The organism is Streptomyces sp. NPDC052016, assembly GCF_044548445.1.
Classification (GTDB): Bacteria; Actinomycetota; Actinomycetes; order Streptomycetales; family Streptomycetaceae; genus Streptomyces.
The window spans coordinates 40,220-61,835 of record NZ_JBIUBX010000011.1 but is presented as its reverse complement, the minus strand read 5'-3'; the positions used below and the strand labels follow the sequence as shown (position 1 = coordinate 61,835).

General features: G+C 69.0%; 26 protein-coding genes. 6 read left to right on the top strand and 20 right to left on the bottom strand.

Annotated elements, in window-relative coordinates; translation table 11 throughout:
- Window positions 1–106: 106 nt before the first annotated feature.
- The 11 genes from rpsQ to rpsJ are packed head-to-tail and all read right to left on the bottom strand — an operon-like array spanning window position 107 to window position 5,484.
- Window positions 107–394, bottom strand: a complete 288-nt coding sequence (gene rpsQ / locus ACIHAR_RS15615) for a 30S ribosomal protein S17 (protein ID WP_365467799.1) — start codon at window positions 392–394, stop codon at window positions 107–109.
- Window positions 394–618 (bottom strand): 50S ribosomal protein L29, encoded by a 225-nt coding sequence (gene rpmC, locus ACIHAR_RS15610; protein WP_007494763.1) that lies wholly within the window; start codon window positions 616–618, stop codon window positions 394–396. Before rpmC ends, rpsQ begins: the two co-directional genes overlap by 1 nt.
- Entirely contained in the window at window positions 618–1,037 is a 420-nt protein-coding gene (gene rplP, locus ACIHAR_RS15605; RefSeq protein ID WP_258779471.1) for a 50S ribosomal protein L16, read from the bottom strand. The genes rpmC and rplP overlap by 1 nt, the downstream gene beginning before the upstream one ends.
- A gap of 5 nt (window positions 1,038–1,042) precedes the next feature.
- Entirely contained in the window at window positions 1,043–1,867 is an 825-nt protein-coding gene (rpsC, locus tag ACIHAR_RS15600; protein ID WP_365467796.1) for a 30S ribosomal protein S3, read from the bottom strand.
- Window positions 1,867–2,214 carry a 50S ribosomal protein L22 gene (gene rplV / locus ACIHAR_RS15595; RefSeq protein WP_037858419.1) on the bottom strand — a complete coding sequence of 116 codons (348 nt, stop codon included), beginning with the start codon at window positions 2,212–2,214 and terminating at the stop codon, window positions 1,867–1,869. The genes rpsC and rplV overlap by 1 nt, the downstream gene beginning before the upstream one ends.
- Before the next feature lie 43 nt (window positions 2,215–2,257).
- Window positions 2,258–2,539, bottom strand: coding sequence for a 30S ribosomal protein S19 (rpsS, locus tag ACIHAR_RS15590; protein ID WP_365467793.1), 282 nt, complete (start codon window positions 2,537–2,539; stop codon window positions 2,258–2,260).
- Between the two features lie 12 nt (window positions 2,540–2,551).
- Entirely contained in the window at window positions 2,552–3,388 is an 837-nt protein-coding gene (gene rplB, locus ACIHAR_RS15585; protein ID WP_365467790.1) for a 50S ribosomal protein L2, read from the bottom strand.
- Between the two features lie 40 nt (window positions 3,389–3,428).
- A complete protein-coding gene (gene rplW / locus ACIHAR_RS15580; protein ID WP_264924822.1) occupies window positions 3,429–3,848 on the bottom strand; it encodes a 50S ribosomal protein L23 in 420 nt (139 codons plus the stop codon).
- Window positions 3,848–4,504, bottom strand: coding sequence for a 50S ribosomal protein L4 (gene rplD / locus ACIHAR_RS15575; RefSeq protein WP_365467787.1), 657 nt, complete (start codon window positions 4,502–4,504; stop codon window positions 3,848–3,850). Before rplD ends, rplW begins: the two co-directional genes overlap by 1 nt.
- A gap of 8 nt (window positions 4,505–4,512) precedes the next feature.
- Window positions 4,513–5,157 carry a 50S ribosomal protein L3 gene (gene rplC / locus ACIHAR_RS15570; RefSeq protein ID WP_365467784.1) on the bottom strand — a complete coding sequence of 215 codons (645 nt, stop codon included), beginning with the start codon at window positions 5,155–5,157 and terminating at the stop codon, window positions 4,513–4,515.
- Window positions 5,158–5,175: 18 nt separating this feature from the next.
- Window positions 5,176–5,484 (bottom strand): 30S ribosomal protein S10, encoded by a 309-nt coding sequence (rpsJ, locus tag ACIHAR_RS15565; RefSeq protein WP_003948644.1) that lies wholly within the window; start codon window positions 5,482–5,484, stop codon window positions 5,176–5,178.
- A gap of 569 nt (window positions 5,485–6,053) precedes the next feature.
- Between rpsJ and ACIHAR_RS15560 the strand changes: the two genes are divergently transcribed.
- From ACIHAR_RS15560 to ACIHAR_RS15540, 5 genes are read left to right on the top strand one after another with little or no spacing between them, the layout of a single operon-like run.
- Window positions 6,054–6,614, top strand: coding sequence for a hypothetical protein (locus ACIHAR_RS15560; protein WP_365467781.1), 561 nt, complete (start codon window positions 6,054–6,056; stop codon window positions 6,612–6,614).
- Complete coding sequence (locus ACIHAR_RS15555; RefSeq protein WP_365467778.1) at window positions 6,611–7,342, top strand: hypothetical protein; 732 nt, start codon at window positions 6,611–6,613, stop codon at window positions 7,340–7,342. Before ACIHAR_RS15560 ends, ACIHAR_RS15555 begins: the two co-directional genes overlap by 4 nt.
- The gene (locus tag ACIHAR_RS15550) at window positions 7,342–9,051 is read left to right on the top strand and encodes a putative T7SS-secreted protein (protein WP_365467775.1); all 1,710 of its coding nucleotides are present in this window, start codon (window positions 7,342–7,344) and stop codon (window positions 9,049–9,051) included. The genes ACIHAR_RS15555 and ACIHAR_RS15550 overlap by 1 nt, the downstream gene beginning before the upstream one ends.
- A complete protein-coding gene (locus ACIHAR_RS15545; protein WP_365467772.1) occupies window positions 9,052–9,354 on the top strand; it encodes a YrhB domain-containing protein in 303 nt (100 codons plus the stop codon).
- 4 nt (window positions 9,355–9,358) lie between these two features.
- Window positions 9,359–10,660: a YrhB domain-containing protein gene (locus ACIHAR_RS15540; protein WP_365467769.1), complete on the top strand. Its 1,302-nt coding sequence runs from the start codon at window positions 9,359–9,361 to the stop codon at window positions 10,658–10,660.
- A gap of 74 nt (window positions 10,661–10,734) precedes the next feature.
- Here the strand turns inward: ACIHAR_RS15540 and ACIHAR_RS15535 are convergent, their stop codons facing one another.
- The 9 genes from ACIHAR_RS15535 to ACIHAR_RS15495 form a co-directional block, all read right to left on the bottom strand.
- The gene (locus tag ACIHAR_RS15535; protein WP_365467766.1) at window positions 10,735–11,274 is read right to left on the bottom strand and encodes a hypothetical protein; all 540 of its coding nucleotides are present in this window, start codon (window positions 11,272–11,274) and stop codon (window positions 10,735–10,737) included.
- Window positions 11,275–11,276: 2 nt separating this feature from the next.
- The gene (locus ACIHAR_RS15530; RefSeq protein WP_365467763.1) at window positions 11,277–11,792 is read right to left on the bottom strand and encodes a hypothetical protein; all 516 of its coding nucleotides are present in this window, start codon (window positions 11,790–11,792) and stop codon (window positions 11,277–11,279) included.
- Between the two features lie 26 nt (window positions 11,793–11,818).
- Window positions 11,819–13,138, bottom strand: a complete 1,320-nt coding sequence (locus tag ACIHAR_RS15525) for a hypothetical protein (RefSeq protein WP_400019739.1) — start codon at window positions 13,136–13,138, stop codon at window positions 11,819–11,821.
- 115 nt (window positions 13,139–13,253) lie between these two features.
- Window positions 13,254–13,700: a hypothetical protein gene (locus tag ACIHAR_RS15520; protein ID WP_400019736.1), complete on the bottom strand. Its 447-nt coding sequence runs from the start codon at window positions 13,698–13,700 to the stop codon at window positions 13,254–13,256.
- 258 nt (window positions 13,701–13,958) lie between these two features.
- Window positions 13,959–15,152: an elongation factor Tu gene (gene tuf, locus ACIHAR_RS15515; RefSeq protein WP_365467754.1), complete on the bottom strand. Its 1,194-nt coding sequence runs from the start codon at window positions 15,150–15,152 to the stop codon at window positions 13,959–13,961.
- Window positions 15,153–15,308: 156 nt separating this feature from the next.
- Entirely contained in the window at window positions 15,309–17,435 is a 2,127-nt protein-coding gene (gene fusA / locus ACIHAR_RS15510) for an elongation factor G (RefSeq protein WP_365467751.1), read from the bottom strand.
- Between the two features lie 39 nt (window positions 17,436–17,474).
- The gene (gene rpsG / locus ACIHAR_RS15505; protein WP_168371942.1) at window positions 17,475–17,945 is read right to left on the bottom strand and encodes a 30S ribosomal protein S7; all 471 of its coding nucleotides are present in this window, start codon (window positions 17,943–17,945) and stop codon (window positions 17,475–17,477) included.
- Between the two features lie 2 nt (window positions 17,946–17,947).
- Window positions 17,948–18,319: a 30S ribosomal protein S12 gene (gene rpsL / locus ACIHAR_RS15500; RefSeq protein WP_003948652.1), complete on the bottom strand. Its 372-nt coding sequence runs from the start codon at window positions 18,317–18,319 to the stop codon at window positions 17,948–17,950.
- Window positions 18,320–18,704: 385 nt separating this feature from the next.
- Complete coding sequence (locus ACIHAR_RS15495) at window positions 18,705–19,697, bottom strand: glycosyltransferase family 2 protein (protein ID WP_365467748.1); 993 nt, start codon at window positions 19,695–19,697, stop codon at window positions 18,705–18,707.
- A 139-nt stretch (window positions 19,698–19,836) separates the two neighbouring features.
- Here ACIHAR_RS15495 and ACIHAR_RS15490 point away from each other — a divergent pair, with 139 nt between their 5' ends.
- Complete coding sequence (locus ACIHAR_RS15490; RefSeq protein WP_400019732.1) at window positions 19,837–21,114, top strand: hypothetical protein; 1,278 nt, start codon at window positions 19,837–19,839, stop codon at window positions 21,112–21,114.
- Window positions 21,115–21,616 lie beyond the last annotated feature (502 nt).

Genomic DNA, 21,616 nt, shown 5'->3' with positions numbered 1-21,616 from the left:
TTCCCCGGGGGCCGTTCGTCGAACGGCCCCCGGAGCCTGGCGGAACTGTCCTGCGAGGGATGCCCCGCAGGAACGTACTTTTTGGGAATTCCCTTGCGGGAATTACCTACTTGGCCTTCTCGAGGATCTCGACGACGCGCCAGCGCTTCGTCGCGGACAGCGGCCGGGTCTCCGCGAGGAGGACACGGTCGCCGACGCCCGCGGCGTTCTGCTCGTCGTGCGCCTTGAGCTTGTTGGTACGGCGGATGACCTTGCCGTACAGCGCGTGCTTGACGCGGTCCTCGACGGCGACGACGACGGTCTTGTCCATCTTGTCGCTGACGACGAGGCCCTCACGGGTCTTGCGGAAACCGCGCGCCTCAGTGTTCTGCTCAGTCACGTTCTTCTCGCTCATCAGGCGTTCTCCACCGTCTCGATGCCGAGCTCACGCTCACGCATGAGGGTGTAGATCCGGGCGATGTCCTTGCGGACCGCCTTGAGACGGCCGTGGTTCTCGAGCTGACCGGTCGCCGCCTGGAAGCGGAGGTTGAACAGCTCTTCCTTGGCCTCGCGGAGCTTCGCCAGAAGCTCCTCGTTGCCCAGCTCGCGCAGCTCGGACGCCTTGGTACCGGCCGACATCACGCTTCACCTGCCTCGCGCTTGACGATCCGGCACTTCATCGGCAGCTTGTGGGCCGCACGGGTCAGCGCCTCACGGGCGATCTTCTCGTTGGGGTACGACAGCTCGAACATCACGCGTCCGGGCTTGACGTTGGCGATCCACCACTCCGGAGAACCCTTACCGGAACCCATGCGGGTCTCGGCGGGCTTCTTGGTGAGCGGACGGTCCGGGTAGATGTTGATCCAGACCTTGCCACCACGCTTGATGTGACGCGTCATGGCGATACGAGCGGCCTCGATCTGACGGTTCGTCACGTACGCCGGGGTGAGCGCCTGGATGCCGTACTCGCCGAACGCAACCTGCGTTCCACCCTTGGCCATACCGTTGCGCTTCGGGTGGTGCTGCTTGCGGTGCTTGACCCTACGGGGGATCAGCATGTCGGTCAGGCCTCCGTTCCGGTGCTCTCAGCCGGAGCGGCGGCTGCGGCCTCGGCCTGGGGGGCCTCGGCGGCGGGAGCCTGCTGCTGCGGCTTGCGACCGCGCCGCTCGCCACCACGGCCACCACGGGCCGGGCGGTCGGCACCGCCACGGGCCGGGCGGTTACCCGCACGGGCCGCAGCGTTCTCGGCGCGGACCTCGGCGATGTTCTTGACGTCGCCCTTGTAGATCCAGACCTTCACGCCGATGCGGCCGAAGGTCGTCTTGGCCTCGAAGAAGCCGTAGTCCACGTTCGCGCGGAGCGTGTGCAGGGGCACGCGGCCCTCGCGGTAGAACTCCGAGCGGGACATCTCGGCGCCGCCGAGGCGGCCACCGCACTGGATCTTGATGCCCTTGGCGCCGGCCTTCATCGCCGACTGCATGCTCTTGCGCATGGCACGGCGGAAGGAGACGCGGGAGGAGAGCTGCTCGGCAACGGCCTGGGCCACGAGCTGAGCGTCCGTCTCGGGGTTCTTGACCTCGAGGATGTTCAGCTGGACCTGCTTGCCCGTGAGCTTCTCGAGGTCGCCGCGGATGCGGTCGGCCTCGGCGCCACGGCGGCCGATGACGATGCCCGGACGAGCGGTGTGGATGTCCACACGCACGCGGTCACGGGTGCGCTCGATCTCGACCTTGGAGATGCCGGCGCGCTCCATGCCGGACGTCATCATCCGACGGATGGCGACGTCTTCCTTGACGTAGTCCTTGTACAGCTTGTCGGCGTACCAGCGCGACTTGAAGTCGGTGGTGATGCCGAGCCGGAACCCATGCGGGTTTACCTTCTGGCCCATTACCGGGTTCCTTCCTTGCTGCTGACGACCACGGTGATGTGGCTGGTCCGCTTGCGGATCCGGTAGGCGCGGCCCTGGGCACGCGGGCGGAACCGCTTCAGGGTCGGGCCCTCGTCGACGTAGGCCTCGGAGATGTAGAGGCTGTCGGCGTCGGTGTGGTCGTAGTTGTGCGCGGCGTTGGCGATGGCGCTGTCGAGCACCTTGCCGACCGGCACGGAAGCGGCCTGCGGAGCGAATCGCAGGACCGCCTGGGCCTCCGTGGCGTTCATGCCACGGATGAGGTCCACCACGCGGCGGGCCTTCATGGGCGTGACGCGGATGTACCGCGCCTGGGCCCTGGCTTCCATGGTTGTCCCTTCAGTTACTTACGTGTCTGAATGCGATCCGCTACTAGCGGCGCTTCGACTTCCGGTCTTCCTTGACGTGACCCCGGAAGGTGCGCGTCGGCGAGAACTCGCCGAGCTTGTGGCCGACCATCGACTCGGTGACGAACACCGGGATGTGGGTCTTGCCGTTGTGCACCGCGATCGTGTGACCGAGCATGCTCGGGACGATCATCGAGCGCCGGGACCAGGTCTTGATGACGTTCTTGGTGCCCGCTTCGTTCTGGGCGTCCACCTTCTTGATCAGGTGGTCGTCGACGAAGGGCCCCTTCTTCAAGCTACGAGGCATCTCAACCCGTCCTTAGCGCTTCTTGTTCGTCTTGCGGCGGCGGACGATGTACTTGTTGCTCGCCTTCTTGGGAGAACGAGTACGACCTTCCTTCTGACCCCAGGGGCTGACCGGGTGACGACCACCCGAGGTCTTGCCCTCACCACCACCGTGGGGGTGGTCAACCGGGTTCATCGCCACACCACGAACGGTCGGGCGGACGCCCAGCCAGCGCTTGCGGCCGGCCTTGCCCCAGTTGATGTTGCTCTGCTCGGCGTTGCCGACCTCGCCGACGGTGGCGCGGCAGCGCACGTCGACCAGGCGGATCTCACCGGAGGGCATGCGGAGGTGGGCCATCGAGCCCTCCTTCGCGAGCAGCTGCACGGAGGCACCGGCGGAACGGGCGAACTTGGCACCGCCACCGGGACGGAGCTCGATCGCGTGGATCGTGGTACCGACCGGGATGTTGCGGAGGGCCAGGTTGTTGCCCGGCTTGATGTCGGCCCCGGGACCGTTCTCGACGCGGTCGCCCTGCGACAGGCCGCGCGGCGCGATGATGTAGCGCTTCTCGCCGTCGGCGTAGTGCAGCAGCGCGATGCGCGCGGTGCGGTTGGGGTCGTACTCGATGTGCGCGACCTTCGCCGGCACGCCGTCCTTGTCGTGACGACGGAAGTCGATCACGCGGTAGGCGCGCTTGTGGCCACCGCCCTGGTGGCGGACGGTCACACGACCGGAGTTGTTACGGCCACCCTTGCTGTGCAGGGGGCGGACCAACGACTTCTCCGGCGTGGACCGCGTGACCTCGACGAAGTCGGCGACGCTGGAGCCACGACGGCCCGGAGTCGTCGGCTTGTACTTGCGGATACCCATTTCTCAGTCCTCGTCCGATATCGGACGATCCGGACCGCCGTCAGGCGGTCGGACCGCCGAAGATGTCGATACGGTCGCCCTCGGCGAGGGTCACGATCGCGCGCTTGGTGGCGGCACGCTGGCCGAAGCCCGTGCGGGTCCGCTTGCGCTTGCCCTGGCGGTTGATCGTGTTGACCCCGGTGACCTTGACCGAGAAGACCGCCTGGACGGCCTGCTTGATCTGGGTCTTGTTGGCGTTCGGGTCGACGATGAACGTGTACTTGTTCTCGTCGAGGAGCGCGTAGCTCTTCTCCGACACGACCGGCTTCAGCAGGACGTCACGGGGGTCCGTGTACGCCTTGCTGGGCGCGGTGACGACGGTGTTCTTGCCCTCGGCGGCGTGGCGGCGCGCCTTGGCGACGCGCGCGGCCTTGGCGGCCTTCGCAGCCTTGGAGGCGATGCTCGGGTGACGCGTAGCCATCAGGCGTCACTCCCTTCGGTGTCGTTGGCCTTCGGGCCGGCGACGAAGGACTCGAGAGCGGCCTGGGTGAAGACCACGTCGTCCGAGACGATCACGTCGTACGTGTTCAGCTGGCCCGGCTCCAGGATGTGGACCTGGGGCAGGTTGCGGGCGGACAGCCACGCGGCCTCGTCGGCGCGCTCGACGACCAGGAGCAGGTTCTTGCGCTCCGAGATCTTGCCGAACAGCGTCCGGGCGGCCTTCGTGGACGGGGTGTCGCCCTCGATCACGCCGGTGACGACGTGGATGCGGTTGTGGCGGGCCCGGTCGGTGAGGGCGTGACGCAGGGCGGCAGCCTTCATCTTCTTCGGGGTCCGCTGCGAGTAGTCGCGCGGCACGGGACCGTGCACGACGCCACCACCGGCGAACTGCGGCGCGCGGGTCGAACCCTGGCGGGCGCGGCCGGTGCCCTTCTGGCGGTACGGCTTCTTGCCGCCACCACGGACTTCACCGCGGGTCTTGGTCTTGTGCGTGCCCTGGCGGGCCGCGGCGTTCTGCGCGACGACGACCTGGTGGATCAGCGGGATGCTGACCTTCTCCACGCCGAAGATCTCCGCGGGGAGTTCGACGCTACCGGTCTTCTCGCCGGCAGGCGAAAGGATGTCAACAGTGCTCATCGGTTACCTCAGGCCCCCTTGGCCGCGGTGCGGACCAGGACGAGGCCGCCGTTCGGACCGGGAACCGCGCCCTTGATGAGCAGCAGACCCTTCTCCGCGTCAACGGCGTGGACGGTCAGGTTCTGGGTGGTGACCCGCTCGTTGCCCATGCGACCCGCCATGCGGAGGCCCTTGAACACGCGGCCCGGGGTGGCGCAGCCACCGATGGAACCGGGCGAGCGGTGCTTGCGCTGGGTGCCGTGACCGGCGCCGAGGCCACCGAAGTTGTGGCGCTTCATGACACCGGCGAAGCCCTTGCCCTTGCTCTTGCCGGTCACGTCGACCTTCACGCCGGCCTCGAACACCTCAGCGGTGATCTCCTGGCCCAGCGTGTACTCGGAGGCATCCGACGTGCGGATCTCGACGAGGTGGCGACGGGGGGTGACGTCGGCCTTGGCGAAGTGGCCCTTGAGGGGCTTGTTCACCTTGCGCGGGTCGATCTCGCCGAAGGCGATCTGGACCGACTCGTAGCCGTCGGCGTCGTTCGTACGGACCTGGGTGACGACGTTGGGGCCGGCCTTGACGACGGTGACCGGAACAACACGGTTGTTCTCGTCCCACACCTGCGTCATGCCGAGCTTCTCGCCCAGGATGCCCTTGATCTGCTTAGCCATCTCTCAGATCACCGCGCCTCAGAGCTTGATCTCGATGTCGACACCGGCCGGGAGGTCGAGTCGCATCAGAGAGTCAACGGTCTTGGGGGTCGGGTCGAGGATGTCGATCAGGCGCTTGTGCGTGCGCATCTCGAAGTGCTCGCGCGAGTCCTTGTACTTGTGCGGCGACTTGATGACGCAGTACACGTTCTTCTCAGTGGGCAGCGGCACCGGGCCCGCGACCGACGCACCAGTGCGGGTCACCGTCTCGACGATCTTCTTCGCCGAGGAGTCGATGACCTCGTGGTCGTAGGCCTTGAGCCGGATGCGGATCTTCTGTCCCGCCATGGCTACTCAGTAGTCCTGTCTCTTCTCACGCTCTGGAACCCGGCGGTCCCCTGTCCCGTTCCCCCGACCCACGCGGTCGGGCGTGTCGCGCTCCCGCTGACACAGATGTCCCTTGTTCGAACATCCCTGCGGGGAATGCACACGGCCCTGCCGGTACCGCAAGCCGGGGACGGAAGGCCCACCGGGTGCCTGGCCGGTGCCGCGCCCACGCTTCCCGGAAGATTCCCGTACGTCCGCCCCAGTGCTGCCCGCAGGCAGTTAGGGCGACGAGTACTGTGGGACTCGCTTCCGGTCCTCCCGGCGGGAGGCGCGCAGCATCAACACTCGACCGAGCAACTCGGACAGTCTGCCATATGGGGCGGGGCCTTCGCCAATCGAGCCGGAGAGAATACCCCGGGCGTGACGTAGGTCAAACACCGGCGGCCGGGCGCGGGGCCGCGCCCAGGGTCCGGGCCGACGGCGCCGCGGATGCGTCGTTTCTCTGAAGGTCGTGCATGGACCGTGTGCGTCCCGGGTGCGTGCCGGGGCTGCGCGGTCGCCCGGCGCCCGGGGCCGCCATAATCGTCGCCATGTCTGAGCACGGGGGCGGGTCCAGCGAGCCGCCGGAGAGCAGGGTTCCGAGGTCACGCCTCGAGGACTACGCGGAGATGACGGTCCCGCCGCGGGAGCCGGCCGACGAGCGGGTGGCGCCCCCGGAACCGGAGCCCGCGCCCGCACCGGAACCGGCGCCCGACGACCCCGAGGCGGAGGCCCGTCGGCAGCGGTTCATCGAGGTGCTGGAGGAGTTCCGGCGCACACCGGTGCTGGTGCCGCTGGGCGAGGGGCCCGGCCCGGACGGCGAGCGGGGCCTGCTCACCGCCGACTGGAACGGCGTCCGGTTCATCCTCGCCTTCTCCGACGGTCAGGCGCTGGCCCGCTACGCGCAGGCGCGGGGCGAGTACCACCGCGAGTGGGTCTACCAGACGATTCTCGGCGCGCGCCTGCTCGATGTGGCGGTGCCCGCGGCGGGAGTGCCGTGCGGGGTGGCGCTGGACTGCGCGGACGGCCCGGACGGCGTGGTGTTTCCGCCGGTGAGGGGTGTCGTGCCGGACGAGGCGGCTGTGGACCGTGAAGAGGGGGAGGGCATATGAGCGTCGACGGGGAGGCCGTGACCGGCGGAGGCGTGCCGGTGGCCAGCGACATCCTGCCGCTGTTGATGGGCGGCGGAGCTCCGGACCTGAAGACCGAGGGCATGGATCTCGTCGCCAAGGGGCTGACCGACGCCCTCGGCGAACTGAAGGAACTCGGCATGGTCGGCATGGCCGGGGCCGGGCGCGGCTTCGGCGACATCGCCCTCAACGGACTGGACCTGGGGCACGAGGGACTGACGGAGACGTTCGGGTCGTTCTGCGAGCGCTGGGAGTGGGGGGTGCGCGCGCTCATCAACGAGGGCAACGGGTTCGCGATCAAGACGGGCCTGGCCGCCGGCACCCTCTACGAGACCGAGCAGTACGTCGAGGGCTCGTTCAAGGTCGTCACGAATTCCGTCATCGGCAATCCGTACGCCACGGAGGACGAGGTCACCCAGATGGGCTGGGGGGACATCGCCGAGTCCGGCGTCTGGGGCGGCAACGTCGACTACAGCCAGGAGTCCTGGGACCGGGCGGGCGAGAACATCCGGCAGGGCTGGAAGGACGCCGGCCGCGACGTGATGACCTCGAACACGCTCGGCCCGATGGGACTCAACCCGCAGAACCTGCACGAGCAGTTCGGTGTGTCCGACGCCCAGTACAACCAGATGCTCGACGACACCTTCGGGCCCTCGCCCGAGGCGCGCGCGGAGGCCGCCGCACAGCAGCAGGCGGGGGGTGAGCGGTGATGGGCATCGTCGACGACATCAAGGGCGGCCTCAACAGCGGCCTGGAGTTCGGCGAGAACCTCATCGACGAGGGCAAGAAGAAGCTCGGCGAGGGCGTCGACTACGCCACCGACAAGGTCGGCGACGGGCTCGACTACGTCGGCCTGCACGACGCGGCCGACGCGGTGGAGGACTTCGGTGACGAAGTCGCCGCCGACCTCGGCGCCATGCCCGGCGAGCAGCAGCTCGGCCAGACCGAGGAGGCCAACGAGCTCATCCACGGCAACCCCGCCAGGATCCGGGAGAGCGCCAAGCACCTCAAGGACTTCCAGGCCGCCTTCGACAAGGTCGGCACGGGGATGAAGAAGGTCGACTCCGCCAACTGGAAGGGCGAGAGCGGCAACGCCTTCCGGGAGAAGTTCGGCGTGCACCCCACGAAGTGGCTGCACGCGGCGGACGCCTGTGAGCTGGCCGCGGGGGCCCTGGACGCCTACGCCGAGACCGTCAAGTGGGCGCAGAGCCAGGCCCAGGAGGCGATCACCCTCTACAAGCAGGGCAAGAAGGCCTCCGTGGAGGCAGTGGAGGCGTACAACAAGAAGGTCGACGCCTACAACGCCAAGATCAAGGCGAACGAGGACCCCGGCCCGCAGCCCCCGCCGTTCCACGACCCCGGCATCGCCGACATGAGGGCGGCCCGGGAGAAGCTCGCGCAGGCCCGCAAGCAGCGCAACTCCGTCGCCTCCGAGACGCAGGGCAAGATCAAGGCCGCCCTCGCCCACGCCCCCGCCGAACCCCCGCCCCTCGACCGGCTCGGCAACAACCTGATCGACGGCGCGCAGGCCTACTACACCGAGCTCACCCATGTCGTCGGCGGCGTCCTCAAGGGAACGGCGGGCCTGCTCAACTTCGTCCGCGGCCTGAACCCCCTGGACCCGTACAACCTCACGCACCCGGCGGCGTACGTACAGAACGTCAACATGACGCTCGCCGGCCTCGTGTCCACCGCCGCGCACCCGGAGCGCGTCGTCCAGTCCGTCGTCGACGGCTTCAAGAAGGACCCCTCCGAGTTCGTCGGCCGGCTCCTCCCCGAGCTGATCGGCACGAAGGGGGCCGGCCTGGGGCGCACGGCACTGCGCACCGGCCTCAAGGAGGGGCTGGAGAGCGGTGCGACGAACGGCCTGAAGTACGGGGACGAACTCGCGGGGTCCGCACCGAAGGACTGGAGCGGGCTCGCAAAATCCACGGACCATGTTTCGGAAAAAGCGATTCACGCCGACTCCGTGGACCCGAAGGCGGCCCAGGAGTTTCTGGACAGCGAATATCCCTGGCTGAAGGATGTCAACAACACCGGCATGCCGGGTTACACGGACAACTGCAGTCACAACGTCGTGGCGGTGGACCGCAGGATGGACGGTCAGGAGGTCAGTGCCGCACCCAAGCAGGCGGGCGACCACATTCCACCGGAGCAGCTCGGCCTGACGAACAGGGCCAAGGGCCACTACGACATGGTCAACAGCTACGATGACATCATCAAGGATCTCCAGGCCCGAGGCGAAGGCTCCCGCAGTGCCGTGTACATCAGCCGCCCGAACGGAACGGCACACGTCTTCAACGCCGTGAACACCCCGCACGGTGTCGTGTTCCTCGACGGCCAGAGCGGGACGCTCGGAATGCTGGAGAAAAATGTCTCCTCCATCGGGCACATCCCTTATCGCGACGGAGTCAAATAAATGCTGACCAAAGAAGAGGCCGTCTCGGCAGGAGCCCATTTCCTGAAGACTGCGGGCTACCCGGACCGGGCGGATTCCATCGTCATGCTTCCGGACACCGCCATCGAATTCCCTTACGGGTGGACCGTGCGCTTCGACTTCAAGGAGCACATCGAAACGGGGGACTTCACCAAGGCCCCCTTCAGCTCGGTCGTGGTCGTCCCCCATGACGGAACGGCGGCACACTTCGCTCCGACGTTCCCTCCCACGGAGCAGTACATGGAAATGCGCGCCACGGGCAACTGGCCCCCCAGGAAGGGATAGCGAGGTGCCCGTCCCCCACGACCGCGCCGCCGCCTGGCTGAACGCCACCTACGGCGGCCTCGTCGCCCCCGCGGCCCCGCACCCCGTGCACGAGACCCCCGGCGCCTGGCTGATGGCCTGCCAGGCGGTGCCCCAGCCCGGCTACCCGCAGACGCCCATGCTGGCGGCCTCGTTGGTGGTGCCCAAGGACGGCGGCTCCCCGTTCCACCCCGCGCCGAGCGACCCGCTCGCGGACCTGGCCCCCGCCGCCTCGCCGCAGGAAGCGGCGGCGCGGGTGGAGGGTCAGCCCCGCCGGATCAACTCGCGGGGGTGCACGGTGGCCCTGCACAGCGCGATCAGCGGTGCCCCCTCGGTACCGCTGCCCTGGCGCCCGTCCGACGAGGCGCCGGGCTGGGTGGCGCGGCTGAAGCGCCGCTATTTCCCCCAGTTCACGCGGACCCCCGTCGACAGCTGGGACGACGTGGTCAAGGCCGTCACCGAGCCGGGCCCGGACACCCGGGGCGTGGTGTGGGTACGGCGGGAGATCGGCGGCCACGAGGCGACCGGCAACCTGCTGTACGCGCACAACAACAAGGGCCAGGTCGTCCTGCTGGACGGGCTGACGTCGTCGCTCGCCCGGCTCGACACGTCCCTGGTGCGCGAGCTGGTCCTGCTCCGCGCCCTGCCGGCGGCGCACGCACCCGCGCGGCTGCCGTGGGAGCGGCCGGCGGCGGACTTCGCCTCGGCGGTCGACAAGGCCCGGCTCTGGCTCGACGACACCTACCAGGGCCAGGTCGTCCTGGACGCGCCGACCCCTCAGGACGAGACCGGGCGCGGCTGGGTCTTCTCCTGCAACACCGTCCGTTTCCTGCGCGACGGCCACTGGCAGGACGCCCTCCTCGACGCCACCCTCGTCGTCCCCAAGGACGAAGGCGCGCCGTTCGGCCTGCCCAACTCGGATCCCTGGGCCTGGCTGGCCCGTTGGGACGCGGGCGAGGACCCCGGATCGGCGGACTTCCCCGCTCCGCCCCAGCCCGGCCGCGCCGCCTGGTTCGAGCCGACGCTCTCGGAGCTGGGCCCGGTCCTCTCCGCTTCCGACCACGAGGACTGGCCGGGCGCGCTCGAAGCCCTGGCGGCCCTGCCCGACGAAGCGCGGGCGATCGTCTGGGTGCGCCGTACGGACGGCCGGTCGCGGGAAGCCGTGGGGTGGCTGGTGAACGCCCGCAGGATCGCGGGCGGTGTGATGCTGATCGACGGTGCGACCGGTTCCCCCGCGTCGCCGGACCCGACGGGCGTGCACCGGCTTCACGTGATCCGTTACCGCTGAGGCGAGGTGGTGCGGGCCCTCGGTCCTTGGGAACCGTGAGCGCAAGGGCCGGCCCGCACCCGGGGGTCGGCCCGTCACACCTTGGACAGCACCCCGCGCCAGGTCCACCCCGAGCCGAGGACGATCTTCTGCAGCGGGTTCCGCATGTCCCAGGAGTCGAAGCGGAACGTCTCGACCTTGTGCTTGTGGCCGTCCGGGCCCCGCTCGTAGTGCCCCCTCCAGGAGACCTTGTGGATGCGGGGCCCGCGGCCGCGCCGGCGGGACACGACGCGCCCGGGCGGGTTCCCGGCCCGCGTCACCTCCCGCAGTTCGTCGCAGACCCGCACCTCGTGCTTCGCCGGGTCCAGGCGCATCCGGGTCCTGAAGGTCAGCTCGACCTGCCGGCGGGACAGGCCGGAGCCCCACGCGGGCTCCAGCACCTGCCATTCCGCCACCAGGTCCGCCTTCTCGGCGGGGAGGGCGTTGCGCACCCGGAACGGCGTGTCCGGGCCGTTGATCGCGAGCAGCGCCGCCCTGACCTCCGTGGCGGACAGCGGCGCGACGTCACTCGCGGGGTAGCGGGTGCCGGTCAGCCGGTCCTTGAAGCGGGCCCACTTCTGCTGAAGACCGCCCATCGCTATGCCCCCGCCCCGGTGTCCGGCCGCACAGAGGTGTCCGGCCGAACCGAACGGACGAAGTCCTGGAAGTCCTCCAGCACGGCGTCGTGCTGGGCTGCCGTGGCGGTCAGGGCCAGCCGGATCACCGCACGTTTGCGGGCGTCCCGGACGTCCACGACGGACAGGTACACCTGGGACTGGACGAGGTCGTGGCGCGTTTCCCCGACGACGGCCGAGAAGGTCAGCCGCTGTGTCAGGGCGGGCGCTTCCGCCGAGCCGACCTCTCGACGGTCGGCCACCACCACCGACCCGGCGCGTTCACGCAGTCGCTCCACGGACCGGTCGGCGAGCTCGGCCAGCGTCACGTCCTCCGGCGGGAACTCACCGTCGACGGTGATGTTGGCGGCGAACCCCGCGTCGGTCGGGGCGTGCACAGCGGCGAAGGCCACTCCCTGGCTGTCCAGCCCCTCGGGGCGGGCCGGGAGCCACTTCTCGGGCAGCCGGAACTCGATCGGCACCGGCAGTGTCGTGGGCATGCGGTCCTCCTTACAGATGAAGTAGATCAGAACCAGTTGCCGACGGTGTCCCTGACGGAGCCGGCCGCGTCCCCGACGACGTCGACGGCCCCGCCCACCGCGTCAGCCGCGCCGTCGACGGCCGCGCCGAACTTGTCCGGATCGAAGGTGATCTCGACTCCCGCTCCCGCGCCGATCGCGGCGGAGACGAACGCGTCGCCGCCGAGCGCCCACTTGCCGTCCTCCTTCTTCAGGCCCCACCAGGCCTCCGCACCGACACCGGTCCCACCCTCGGCCGACGCGCCGATGCCGATACCGGCGACCTCGAAACCCCCGGCGATGCTGTGCTTCTCCCCCGCGAACGCCTTCGCGGAGACGGTGAGCTCATCCCTGGCCACCTTTCCCTGGACCGCGGCCTCGGCACCGGCGAACCCCTCGACCCGCCCGTAGACACCGGCGTACGGCCCGTATTCGGCCCTGCCTTCGGCGAGTGCCCGTACGCCCACGGACGCTTCGGCCTTGCCGACGACGCCCTTCTCGTTGAAACCGAAGTTCGCGGTGGCCCTGGCTCCCCCGTAGACGTCGGCGATCCCGGACAGCTTCCACTGCCCGTTGGTCAGCGTGCCTTCCGCGGTCGCGTGGAAGAGGTCGGCGTACGCCTTGAAGGAGGCCTCCTTGCCGTACTTGGGCCCGGTGACGGTGTAGCCGACGTCCGGTCCGGTCACCGTGAACTTGCCCTCGGAGACCCACCCGGAGATCTTCAGGCCCTCCTTGGCCGCCGCCGCCTCGGCCTCGTACCGCTCGATGTCGCCGTACGCCTTGCCGTTGAAGCCGTTGAGGGTGCCGTCGCTCGGATCGGAGTCGATCACCACGGCCGCGAGGGCGATCTCGACGCCCTTGTCGGCCTCCCCGACGTCCTTCACCAGCTGGTCGATGCGCTGCTGCCAGGAGGCGACGGCCTTGCGGACGCTCTCCTGGTAGTCGGGGTCGTGGACGTAGGCGGTGCGTTCTCCCTGGGTCAGCTTCTCGGTGTCGAAGGCGACCACGCCCTGGTCCGACACCTTCATGCCGGCGTCGACGGCGTCCTGCCGGGCCGACCTGAGCCTGCCGCGCAGGTCGACGAACTGCGTGTGCGCGTCCCGCAGCAGCGAGGCGATCGCCTTGGCCTCGGCCTGGGCGTTCTGGAACTCCTTGAGCGTGGTGTCGAAGCGCCTGTTGGCCGCGTACGCGCTCAGCCCCACCCAGGAGTCGCCCATCGTGATGCCGTGCACATCCCGCTTGTAGGCCTTCTCCTGCTTGCTGAACTCCGCGGCCATGCCGTCCCAGCGGTCGGCGGCCGTGGTGAGCGCGGACAGGTCGGTCGTCATGATCTCGTGGTACGTCGGCACGGGGCCCCCGTCGTGTTCGGACTCGGTCGGACTCGACGCGCGCACCCGGTGCGCGACGTCGTACGCGGACTCGGTATGTGACTCGGTGCGCGACTCAGTACGCGTCGAGATGCGACGACTGGCGGATGCCGGACCCGACGCCGAGGTCCGTGCCCTGCAGCACGTTGGTGGTGCTGCGCAGCGCCGCCTTCTCCGAGGCGAGCCGGTTCATCAGGTTCGTCACCTGTTCACCCCACGTCTTGTGGGCCTTCTTCAGGGCCCCGGACGTGAGCCACCCGTCGCCGTCCTTCGGCCGGAACGCCTTGACGGCCGTGTCCGTCTCGGTGTCCGCCCAGTCCCCGGCCTTCTTCGTGTCGGGCTCGATGTGGTCCTCGATGGCCTTGGCCGCGGCCCGCTTCTGGGCGGGCGACGAGGCCAGGTCCTTCCGGCCGGCCCCGGCGGGGGTGCCTCCCGGGTCGGACGGAATCTGGTTCAGCCGCATGCCGAGGGGCCCCTCGGCCCCGGTGGCGGCTATGTGCTGGTCTCCTGTCGGCTGTGTCATCGGCTGCCTTCCCCCGTGCGCTCATTCGGCGTACGGCGGGCAGACTAGCAAGCGTTTCCGACAGTGCGTCAGGAAGCCCCGGGCTGTGACACGGGTGCCGCACGAGCCGTGCACCGTCCCCACCGCTCACCCCTGCGGCGGTCCGACTCCGGCGCCCGCGCACGCGAAAGGGGCCCGTACGACCGAAGTCGCACGGGCCCCTTCGAGCCTCTTCAGGTCAACTGACCCGGGTCAGGCCGAGCGTCGAGCAAGCGGTACTTACTTGACGATCTTGGTGACCTGGCCGGCGCCCACGGTGCGACCACCCTCGCGGATGGCGAACTTCAGGCCCTCTTCCATGGCGACGGGCTGGATGAGCTCCACCTTCATCTCGGTGTTGTCACCCGGCATGACCATCTCGGTGCCCTCGGGGAGGTGCACGACACCGGTCACGTCCGTCGTACGGAAGTAGAACTGCGGACGGTAGTTGTTGAAGAACGGCGTGTGGCGGCCACCCTCGTCCTTGGACAGGATGTAGGCCTGCGCCTCGAACTCGGTGTGCGGGGTGACCGAGCCCGGCTTGATGATGACCTGGCCGCGCTCGACGTCCTCGCGCTTGATGCCGCGGAGCAGCAGACCGACGTTCTCACCGGCCTGGCCCTCGTCGAGCAGCTTGCGGAACATCTCGATACCGGTGACCGTGGTGGTGGTCTTCTCGGTCTTGATGCCGATGATGTCGACGGTCTCGTTGACCTTGAGGACACCACGCTCGATACGGCCGGTGACGACCGTACCGCGACCGGTGATGGTGAAGACGTCCTCGATCGGCATCAGGAACGGCTTGTCGACGTCACGCTCGGGCTCCGGGATGGAGGTGTCGACGGCGTTCATGAGGTCCAGGACCGACTGGGTCCACTGGGCGTCGCCCTCGAGCGCCTTCAGCGCCGAGACGCGGACGACCGGCAGGTCGTCGCCCGGGAACTCGTACTCGGAGAGGAGCTCACGGACCTCGAGCTCGACGAGCTCCATGATCTCCTCGTCGTCCACCATGTCGGCCTTGTTCAGGGCGACGACGATGTACGGAACGCCGACCTGGCGGGCCAGGAGCACGTGCTCCTTGGTCTGCGGCATCGGGCCGTCGGTGGCGGCGACCACCAGGATCGCGCCGTCCATCTGCGCGGCACCGGTGATCATGTTCTTGATGTAGTCCGCGTGACCCGGGCAGTCGACGTGGGCGTAGTGACGCGCCTCGGTCTGGTACTCGACGTGCGCGATGGAGATGGTGATACCGCGCTGGCGCTCCTCGGGCGCCTTGTCGATGTTGTCGAACGGGGTGGCCTCGTTCAGGTCCGGGTACGCGTCGTGCAGCACCTTGGTAATGGCGGCCGTGAGGGTCGTCTTACCGTGGTCGATGTGACCGATGGTGCCGATGTTGACGTGCGGCTTAGTCCGCTCGAACTTCGCCTTCGCCACTGGGGTCCTCCTGTGGAGTGGTTCTGTACGCCTTACTTCATCGGCGCCAGGTGATCTTTGCTGTTAGGTCCCGGGCCTCGGGCCATTCCGCCACGAATGCGGAGGAATGGCCCGGGAGGCTCCGGAGTCAAGCCTACGGCGTGAGAACGCGGTGCGTTACTCGCCCTTGGCCTTCGCGATGATCTCCTCGGCGACGTTCCGCGGAACCTCGGCGTAGGAGTCGAACTGCATCGAGTAGCTTGCGCGACCCGACGTCTTGCTGCGGAGGTCGCCGACGTAGCCGAACATCTCCGACAGGGGCACGAGGCCCTTCACGACGCGGGCACCGGCCCGCTCCTCCATGGCCTGGATCTGGCCACGGCGGGAGTTGATGTCGCCGATGACCTCGCCCATGTAGTCCTCGGGCGTGGTGACCTCGACGGCCATCATCGGCTCGAGCAGCACGGGGCTGGCCTTGCGCGCGGCCTCCTTGAAGGCCTGCGAACCGGCGATCTTGAACGCGAGCTCGGAGGAGTCGACCTCGTGGTAGGCACCGTCGAGCAGCGTGACGCGCACACCGGTCATCTCGTAACCGGCGAGGATGCCGAACTGCATGGCCTCCTGCGCACCGGCGTCCACCGAGGGGATGTACTCCTTCGGCACACGGCCACCGGTCACCTGGTTGACGAACTCGTACGACGTGTCGCCGCCCTCGATGGGCTCGATCGCGATGATGACGCGAGCGAACTGGCCGGTACCACCCGTCTGCTTCTTGTGGGTGTACTCGACCTTCTCGACGGCCTTGCGGATCGTCTCGCGGTACGCGACCTGCGGCTTGCCGACGTTGGCCTCGACCTTGAACTCACGGCGCATGCGGTCGACCAGCACCTCGAGGTGCAGCTCGCCCATACCGCCGATGATGGTCTGGCCGGTCTCCTCGTCCGAGTGGACCTGGAAGGACGGGTCCTCCTCGGCCAGGCGCTGGATCGCGACGCCGAGCTTCTCCTGGTCGCCCTTCGACTTGGGCTCGATGGCGACCTGGATGACCGGGGCCGGGAAGTCCATGGACTCCAGGATCACCGGCTGCTTCTCGTCGGACAGCGTCTCACCGGTGGTGGTCTGCTTCAGGCCCATGACGGCGACGATGTCGCCGGCGCCCACCGAGTCGATCTCCTCACGCTTGTTGGCGTGCATGCGGTAGATCTTGCCGATGCGCTCCTTGCGGCCCTTGACCGAGTTGAGCACGGCGGAGCCGGACTCGAGGCGGCCGGAGTAGACGCGCACGAAGGTGAGCTTGCCGAGGTGCGGGTCGCTCATGATCTTGAACGCCAGCGCCGACAGCGGCTCCTCGTCGGAGGGCTTGCGCTTCACGACGACCTCGGGGTCCTTGACGTCGTGGCCCTCGATGGCCTCGATGTCGACCGGGGACGGCAGGTAGCGCACGACCGCGTCGAGCAGGGGCTGGACGCCCTTGTTCTTGAACGCGGTACCGCAGAACACGGGGGTGACGGTGGTGCCGCCGCCCTTGCCGGACGCGATGGTGATGCGACGGATCGCGGCGTAGAGCTGCTCCTCGGAAGGCTCCTGGCCCTCGAGGTAGAGCTCCATCAGCTCCTCGTCGTTCTCGGCGACGGCCTCGAGCAGCTTGCCGCGCCACTCCTCGGCCGCCTCGACGTGGGTGTCCGGGATGTCGACGACGTCGTACATCTCGCCCTTGGTCGCCTCGGCGGACCAGACCAGGGCCTTCATGCGGACCAGGTCCACGACGCCCTTGAAGTCGGCCTCGGCACCGATCGGGAGCTGCATGACGAGCGGCTGGGCACCCAGACGGTCGACGATCATGTCGACGCAGCGGTGGAACTCGGCACCGGTGCGGTCGAGCTTGTTGACGAAGCAGATGCGCGGAACGCCGTAGCGGTCCGCCTGACGCCACACCGTCTCGGACTGGGGCTCGACGCCGGCGACGCCGTCGAACACCGTCACGGCACCGTCGAGCACGCGCAGGGAGCGCTCCACCTCGACGGTGAAGTCGACGTGACCCGGGGTGTCGATGATGTTGATGGTGTGGTCGACGTTCTCCAGCGGCCAGTGGCAGGTGGTGGCAGCAGAGGTGATCGTGATGCCACGCTCCTGCTCCTGCTCCATCCAGTCCATGGTGGCAGCGCCGTCGTGGACCTCACCGATCTTGTACGAAACGCCGGTGTAGAACAGGATCCGCTCGGTGGTGGTCGTCTTGCCCGCGTCGATGTGGGCCATGATGCCGATGTTGCGCACCTTGGCCAGGTCAAGCGAAGTGGTAGCCATAAGGCTTCAGTCTTCTCTCGGTCTCGATGTGGACTGCGACTACCAGCGGTAGTGCGCGAAGGCCTTGTTGGACTCGGCCATCTTGTGCGTGTCCTCGCGCTTCTTCACGGCCGCACCGAGGCCGTTGGAGGCGTCGAGCAGCTCGTTGAGCAGACGCTCGGTCATGGTCTTCTCGCGACGGGCGCGGGAGTAACCGACCAGCCAGCGCAGCGCCAGGGTGTTGGCACGGCCGGGCTTGACCTCGACCGGGACCTGGTAGGTGGCGCCACCGACACGGCGGGACTTGACCTCGATGGTCGGCTTGATGTTCTCGAGAGCGCGCTTCAGCGTGATGACCGGGTCGTTGCCGGTCTTGTCGCGCAGACCCTCCATGGCACCGTAGACGATGCGCTCGGCGGTGGAGCGCTTGCCGTTCAGCAGCACCTTGTTGATCAGGGAGGTCACCAGAGGAGAGCCGTAGACCGGGTCGATGATGACCGGACGCTTCGGGGCGGGGCCCTTACGAGGCATTCTTACTTCTCCTTCTTGGCGCCGTAACGGCTGCGGGCCTGCTTGCGGTTCTTGACACCCTGGGTGTCGAGGGAGCCGCGGATGATCTTGTAGCGAACACCCGGCAGGTCCTTCACACGGCCGCCGCGCACGAGCACGATGGAGTGCTCCTGCAGGTTGTGTCCCTCACCCGGAATGTAGGCCGTGACCTCGATCCCGCTGGTCAGACGCACACGCGCGACCTTACGCAGGGCCGAGTTCGGCTTCTTCGGGGTGGTCGTGAACACACGCGTGCAGACGCCGCGACGCTGAGGGGAACCCTCGAGTGCGGGCGTCTTGTTCTTCTCGACCTTGTCCTGCCGGCCCTTGCGGACCAGCTGCTGGATCGTAGGCACTACTTCTCCGGTTTCTGTGTGCCGATGGGTACAGCTAACCTGGAACTTCGCCGACCCACGCGGTCGGGTGTGTCGAATCCCGCGGACTCCCGCCGCCAGGCAGAAAGAGGCGCAGATTACGGTGGCCGCTCTCGGCCCCGGTGCGGTCGAAGGCACGCACGAGGGCCAGGGCACACCCCAGGCACAAGGTCTGAGCGTACCCAGCGCGCTGACTTCGGTCAAAACAAAAGCAACGCCACCGATCCGCCGGGGTCCACGGGCCGCCCGACCTGCGTTTCCGTGAGGGCGCACACTTACCACGGACCCGACGGGTCCGCAACCGGAACGCGCACCCCCGTGGGAAGTGCCTGTTTTCCCCTGGCGTGCGTGTGTTGTGCAGGGCTGGTTACCCACGCAGCGTGCTTTCATGCGCCGCCGGGGCGTCCGAGGACGGCGACATCGCCGTGTCGTGCCCCACGAAGTACGTCGGCCGGTTCTGTACGGCCGTGTAAATGCGGCCGACGTACTCGCCGAGCAGCCCCACGCAGATCAGCTGGACCGCGCCGATGAACAGGACGCCGGTGAAGAGCGAGGTCCAGCCGGGCACCGTGTGGTCGAAGGCGTGCGCGCACAGCGTGTAGACCATCAGCCCCAGGCAGACCAGGAAGGCGAAGGCGCCGAGCCAGGTGGCGATGCGCAGCGGGGCCGCGGAGAAGCCGGTGACGCTGTCGACCGCGAGGCGGATCATCCGCCCGAGCGGGTACTTGCTCTGGCCGGCCGGGCGCGGGGCGCGTTCGTAGGCGACCCGCCCGCTGGGGAAGCCGAGCCAGGGCACGAGCAGGCGGTAGACGCGCTGCTGGTCCGGCAGGGACTTGAGCGCGTCGACGGCGGCCCGGCTGAGCAGCCGGAAGTCGCCGGCCTGGGCGGGGACCGAGGGTCCGGCCAGGCGGCGGACCAGGCGGTAGTACAGGCCCGCCGTCCACCGCTTGAACCCGGTGTCGCTGGCCCGGTCGGCCCGGATGCCGTACACGATGTCGAGGCCCTCGTCGCGGGCCAGCGCGAGCATCTCGGGGATCTTCTCGGGCGGGTCCTGGAGGTCGGCGTCGAGACTCACCACGTACGCGCCGACCGCCCGGTCCAGGCCGGCGGTGAGGGCGGCCTGGTGGCCGGAGTTGCGGCGCAGGCCGATCACGCGCAGCTGCGGCCAGCCGAGCCGGAAGGCCGCGAGCAGCTCGGCGGTGCGGTCGGTGCTGCCGTCGTCGACGGCGACCACCTCGTAGCCGACCCCGAGGTCGGCGAGGACCGGACGCAGCCGGCTGACGAGCGCCGGAAGGACCTCTTCCTCGTTGTACATCGGTATGACGACCGAGAGAACGGTCGGAGGATTTGTTGTATCCATGGCCTCAGTCACCCGCCCCACCCCCAACCGCTGGTGCGCATATGCGACTCTGTTGTGATCTTATGACAGACACTTCACGATCATCCGGACAGTTGCTCCTCCCCGGGTTCCGGTGATCGGGGCCGAGGGGGACCCAGGCATGAGCACGGCTTCCAGCGACGCGGCGACGGATTCCGCCGTGCCCGGCGGGCAGGAGGCGCGGCCACGAGGTGTCCGCCGCCTGACCCTGCCGGCCGGTGTACGACCGTACCTTGCCCCACTGGCCCTGTACGGCGTCACCAAGCTCGTCGGCCTCACCGTCTTCGCGTTCCTGCTGGAGGCCGCCGGGGACTACCAGAAGAAGAACCCGCGCTTCGGCGGCGGCGCCCACTGGTGGGACGTCCTCGCCACCTGGGACGGCTGGTGGTACCTGCAGGTCGCCGAGAAGGGCTACGACCCGCGCCCGCTGGAGCGGCTCGACTCCGGGGGCCTGTTCACGGTCAAGCAGAACTCCGTCGCCTTCTTCCCGCTGTACCCCGGCCTGATCCGGGCGGTGTCGGAGGCGACCGGGCTCGGCCTGTTCGGAGCCGGCATCCTGATCTCGGTGCTCGCCTCCTTCGTCGCGGCCGCCGGGATCTACGCCGTGATCTCGCTGCTGGCGGGCGCCCGGGCGGGCACCATCGCCGCCGGGCTGTGGGCCGTGGCGCCGGGCGCGGGCGTCGAGTGGGCCGTGTACTCCGAGTCCCTGTTCGTGGCGATAGCGGCCTGGTGCTGCTACTGCGTGATGAAGCGCCGCTGGGTGGCGGCCGGCCTGCTCGCCTTCGTCGCCGGTCTGAACCGGCCGACCTCCGCCGCGCTCATCGGCGCGGTCGGGCTCGCCGCGCTGGTGACGCTGGCCCGGCGGGAGAGCAGACGCGAGCACGGGGTGGCGGGACCGGTGTACGCCATGGTGGCCGCGCCGCTCGGCCTGCTCACCTACGTCGCCTGGGTCGGGCTCAGCATGGGCGACCTGACGGCGTACTTCACCCTCCAGCGTGAGGGGTGGGCGCACTACTTCGACTTCGGCGCCTACACCCTGGACGTGCTGGGCAACACGGCCGTCGGCCACCACGACTACCTGTTCGCCTTCTCCGTCCCCGACCTGCTCGCCGTCCAGCTGGTGCTGGCGCTGCCCTTCCTGATCGCGCTGATGCTGCGCAGGAAGCCGCCGCTGGTGCTGGTCGCGTACACGCTGGCGAGCATCGTCACCGTGCTGGGCACCCAGCAGATGTTCGGCAACACCCCGCGCTACCTGCTGCCCTGCTTCCCGCTGCTGCTCGCCCCGGCGGCGGCGATGAGCCGGCTGAAGTGGCCCAGCCTGCTGGTCTTCTTCTCGACGGCGGCACTGGCGTCGGGGTGGTACGCGCACTACGTGATGTTCGAGTTGGGGATCCCGTAGGCGGGGGGACGGCGGGGCGCGCTCGGGCTGGGCGGGCTGAGAGTCCGGGCGGGGCTGTGGGAGGCCACGCCGGGCGCGCCGAGAGTTCCGGCGGTTCGAGGGAGGCCGCGCCAGGCGTGCTGGCGGTCCCGGCGGGTTCATGGGAGGCCACGCCAGGCGTGCTGGCGGTCCCGGCTGGATCGGGGGGAGGCCACGCCGGGCGCGCTGACAGTCCCGGCCGGATCGGGGGAGGCCACACCAGGCGCGCTGACAGTCCCGGCCGGATCGGGGGAGGCCACACCAGGCGCGCTGGCAGCCGCCTGCCCTGCCGTGAGAGGCGGCCACGGCCCGGCGCGGGGCGGCGGGGCGCGCTCGGGCCAGGCGGCTGACAGTCCCGGCCGGATCGGGGGAGGCCACGCCCGGCGTGCTGGCAGCCGCCTGCCCTGCCGTGAGAGGCGGCCACGGCCCGGCGCGGGGCGGCGGGGCGCGCTCGGGCCAGGCGGCTGACAGTCCCGGCCGGATC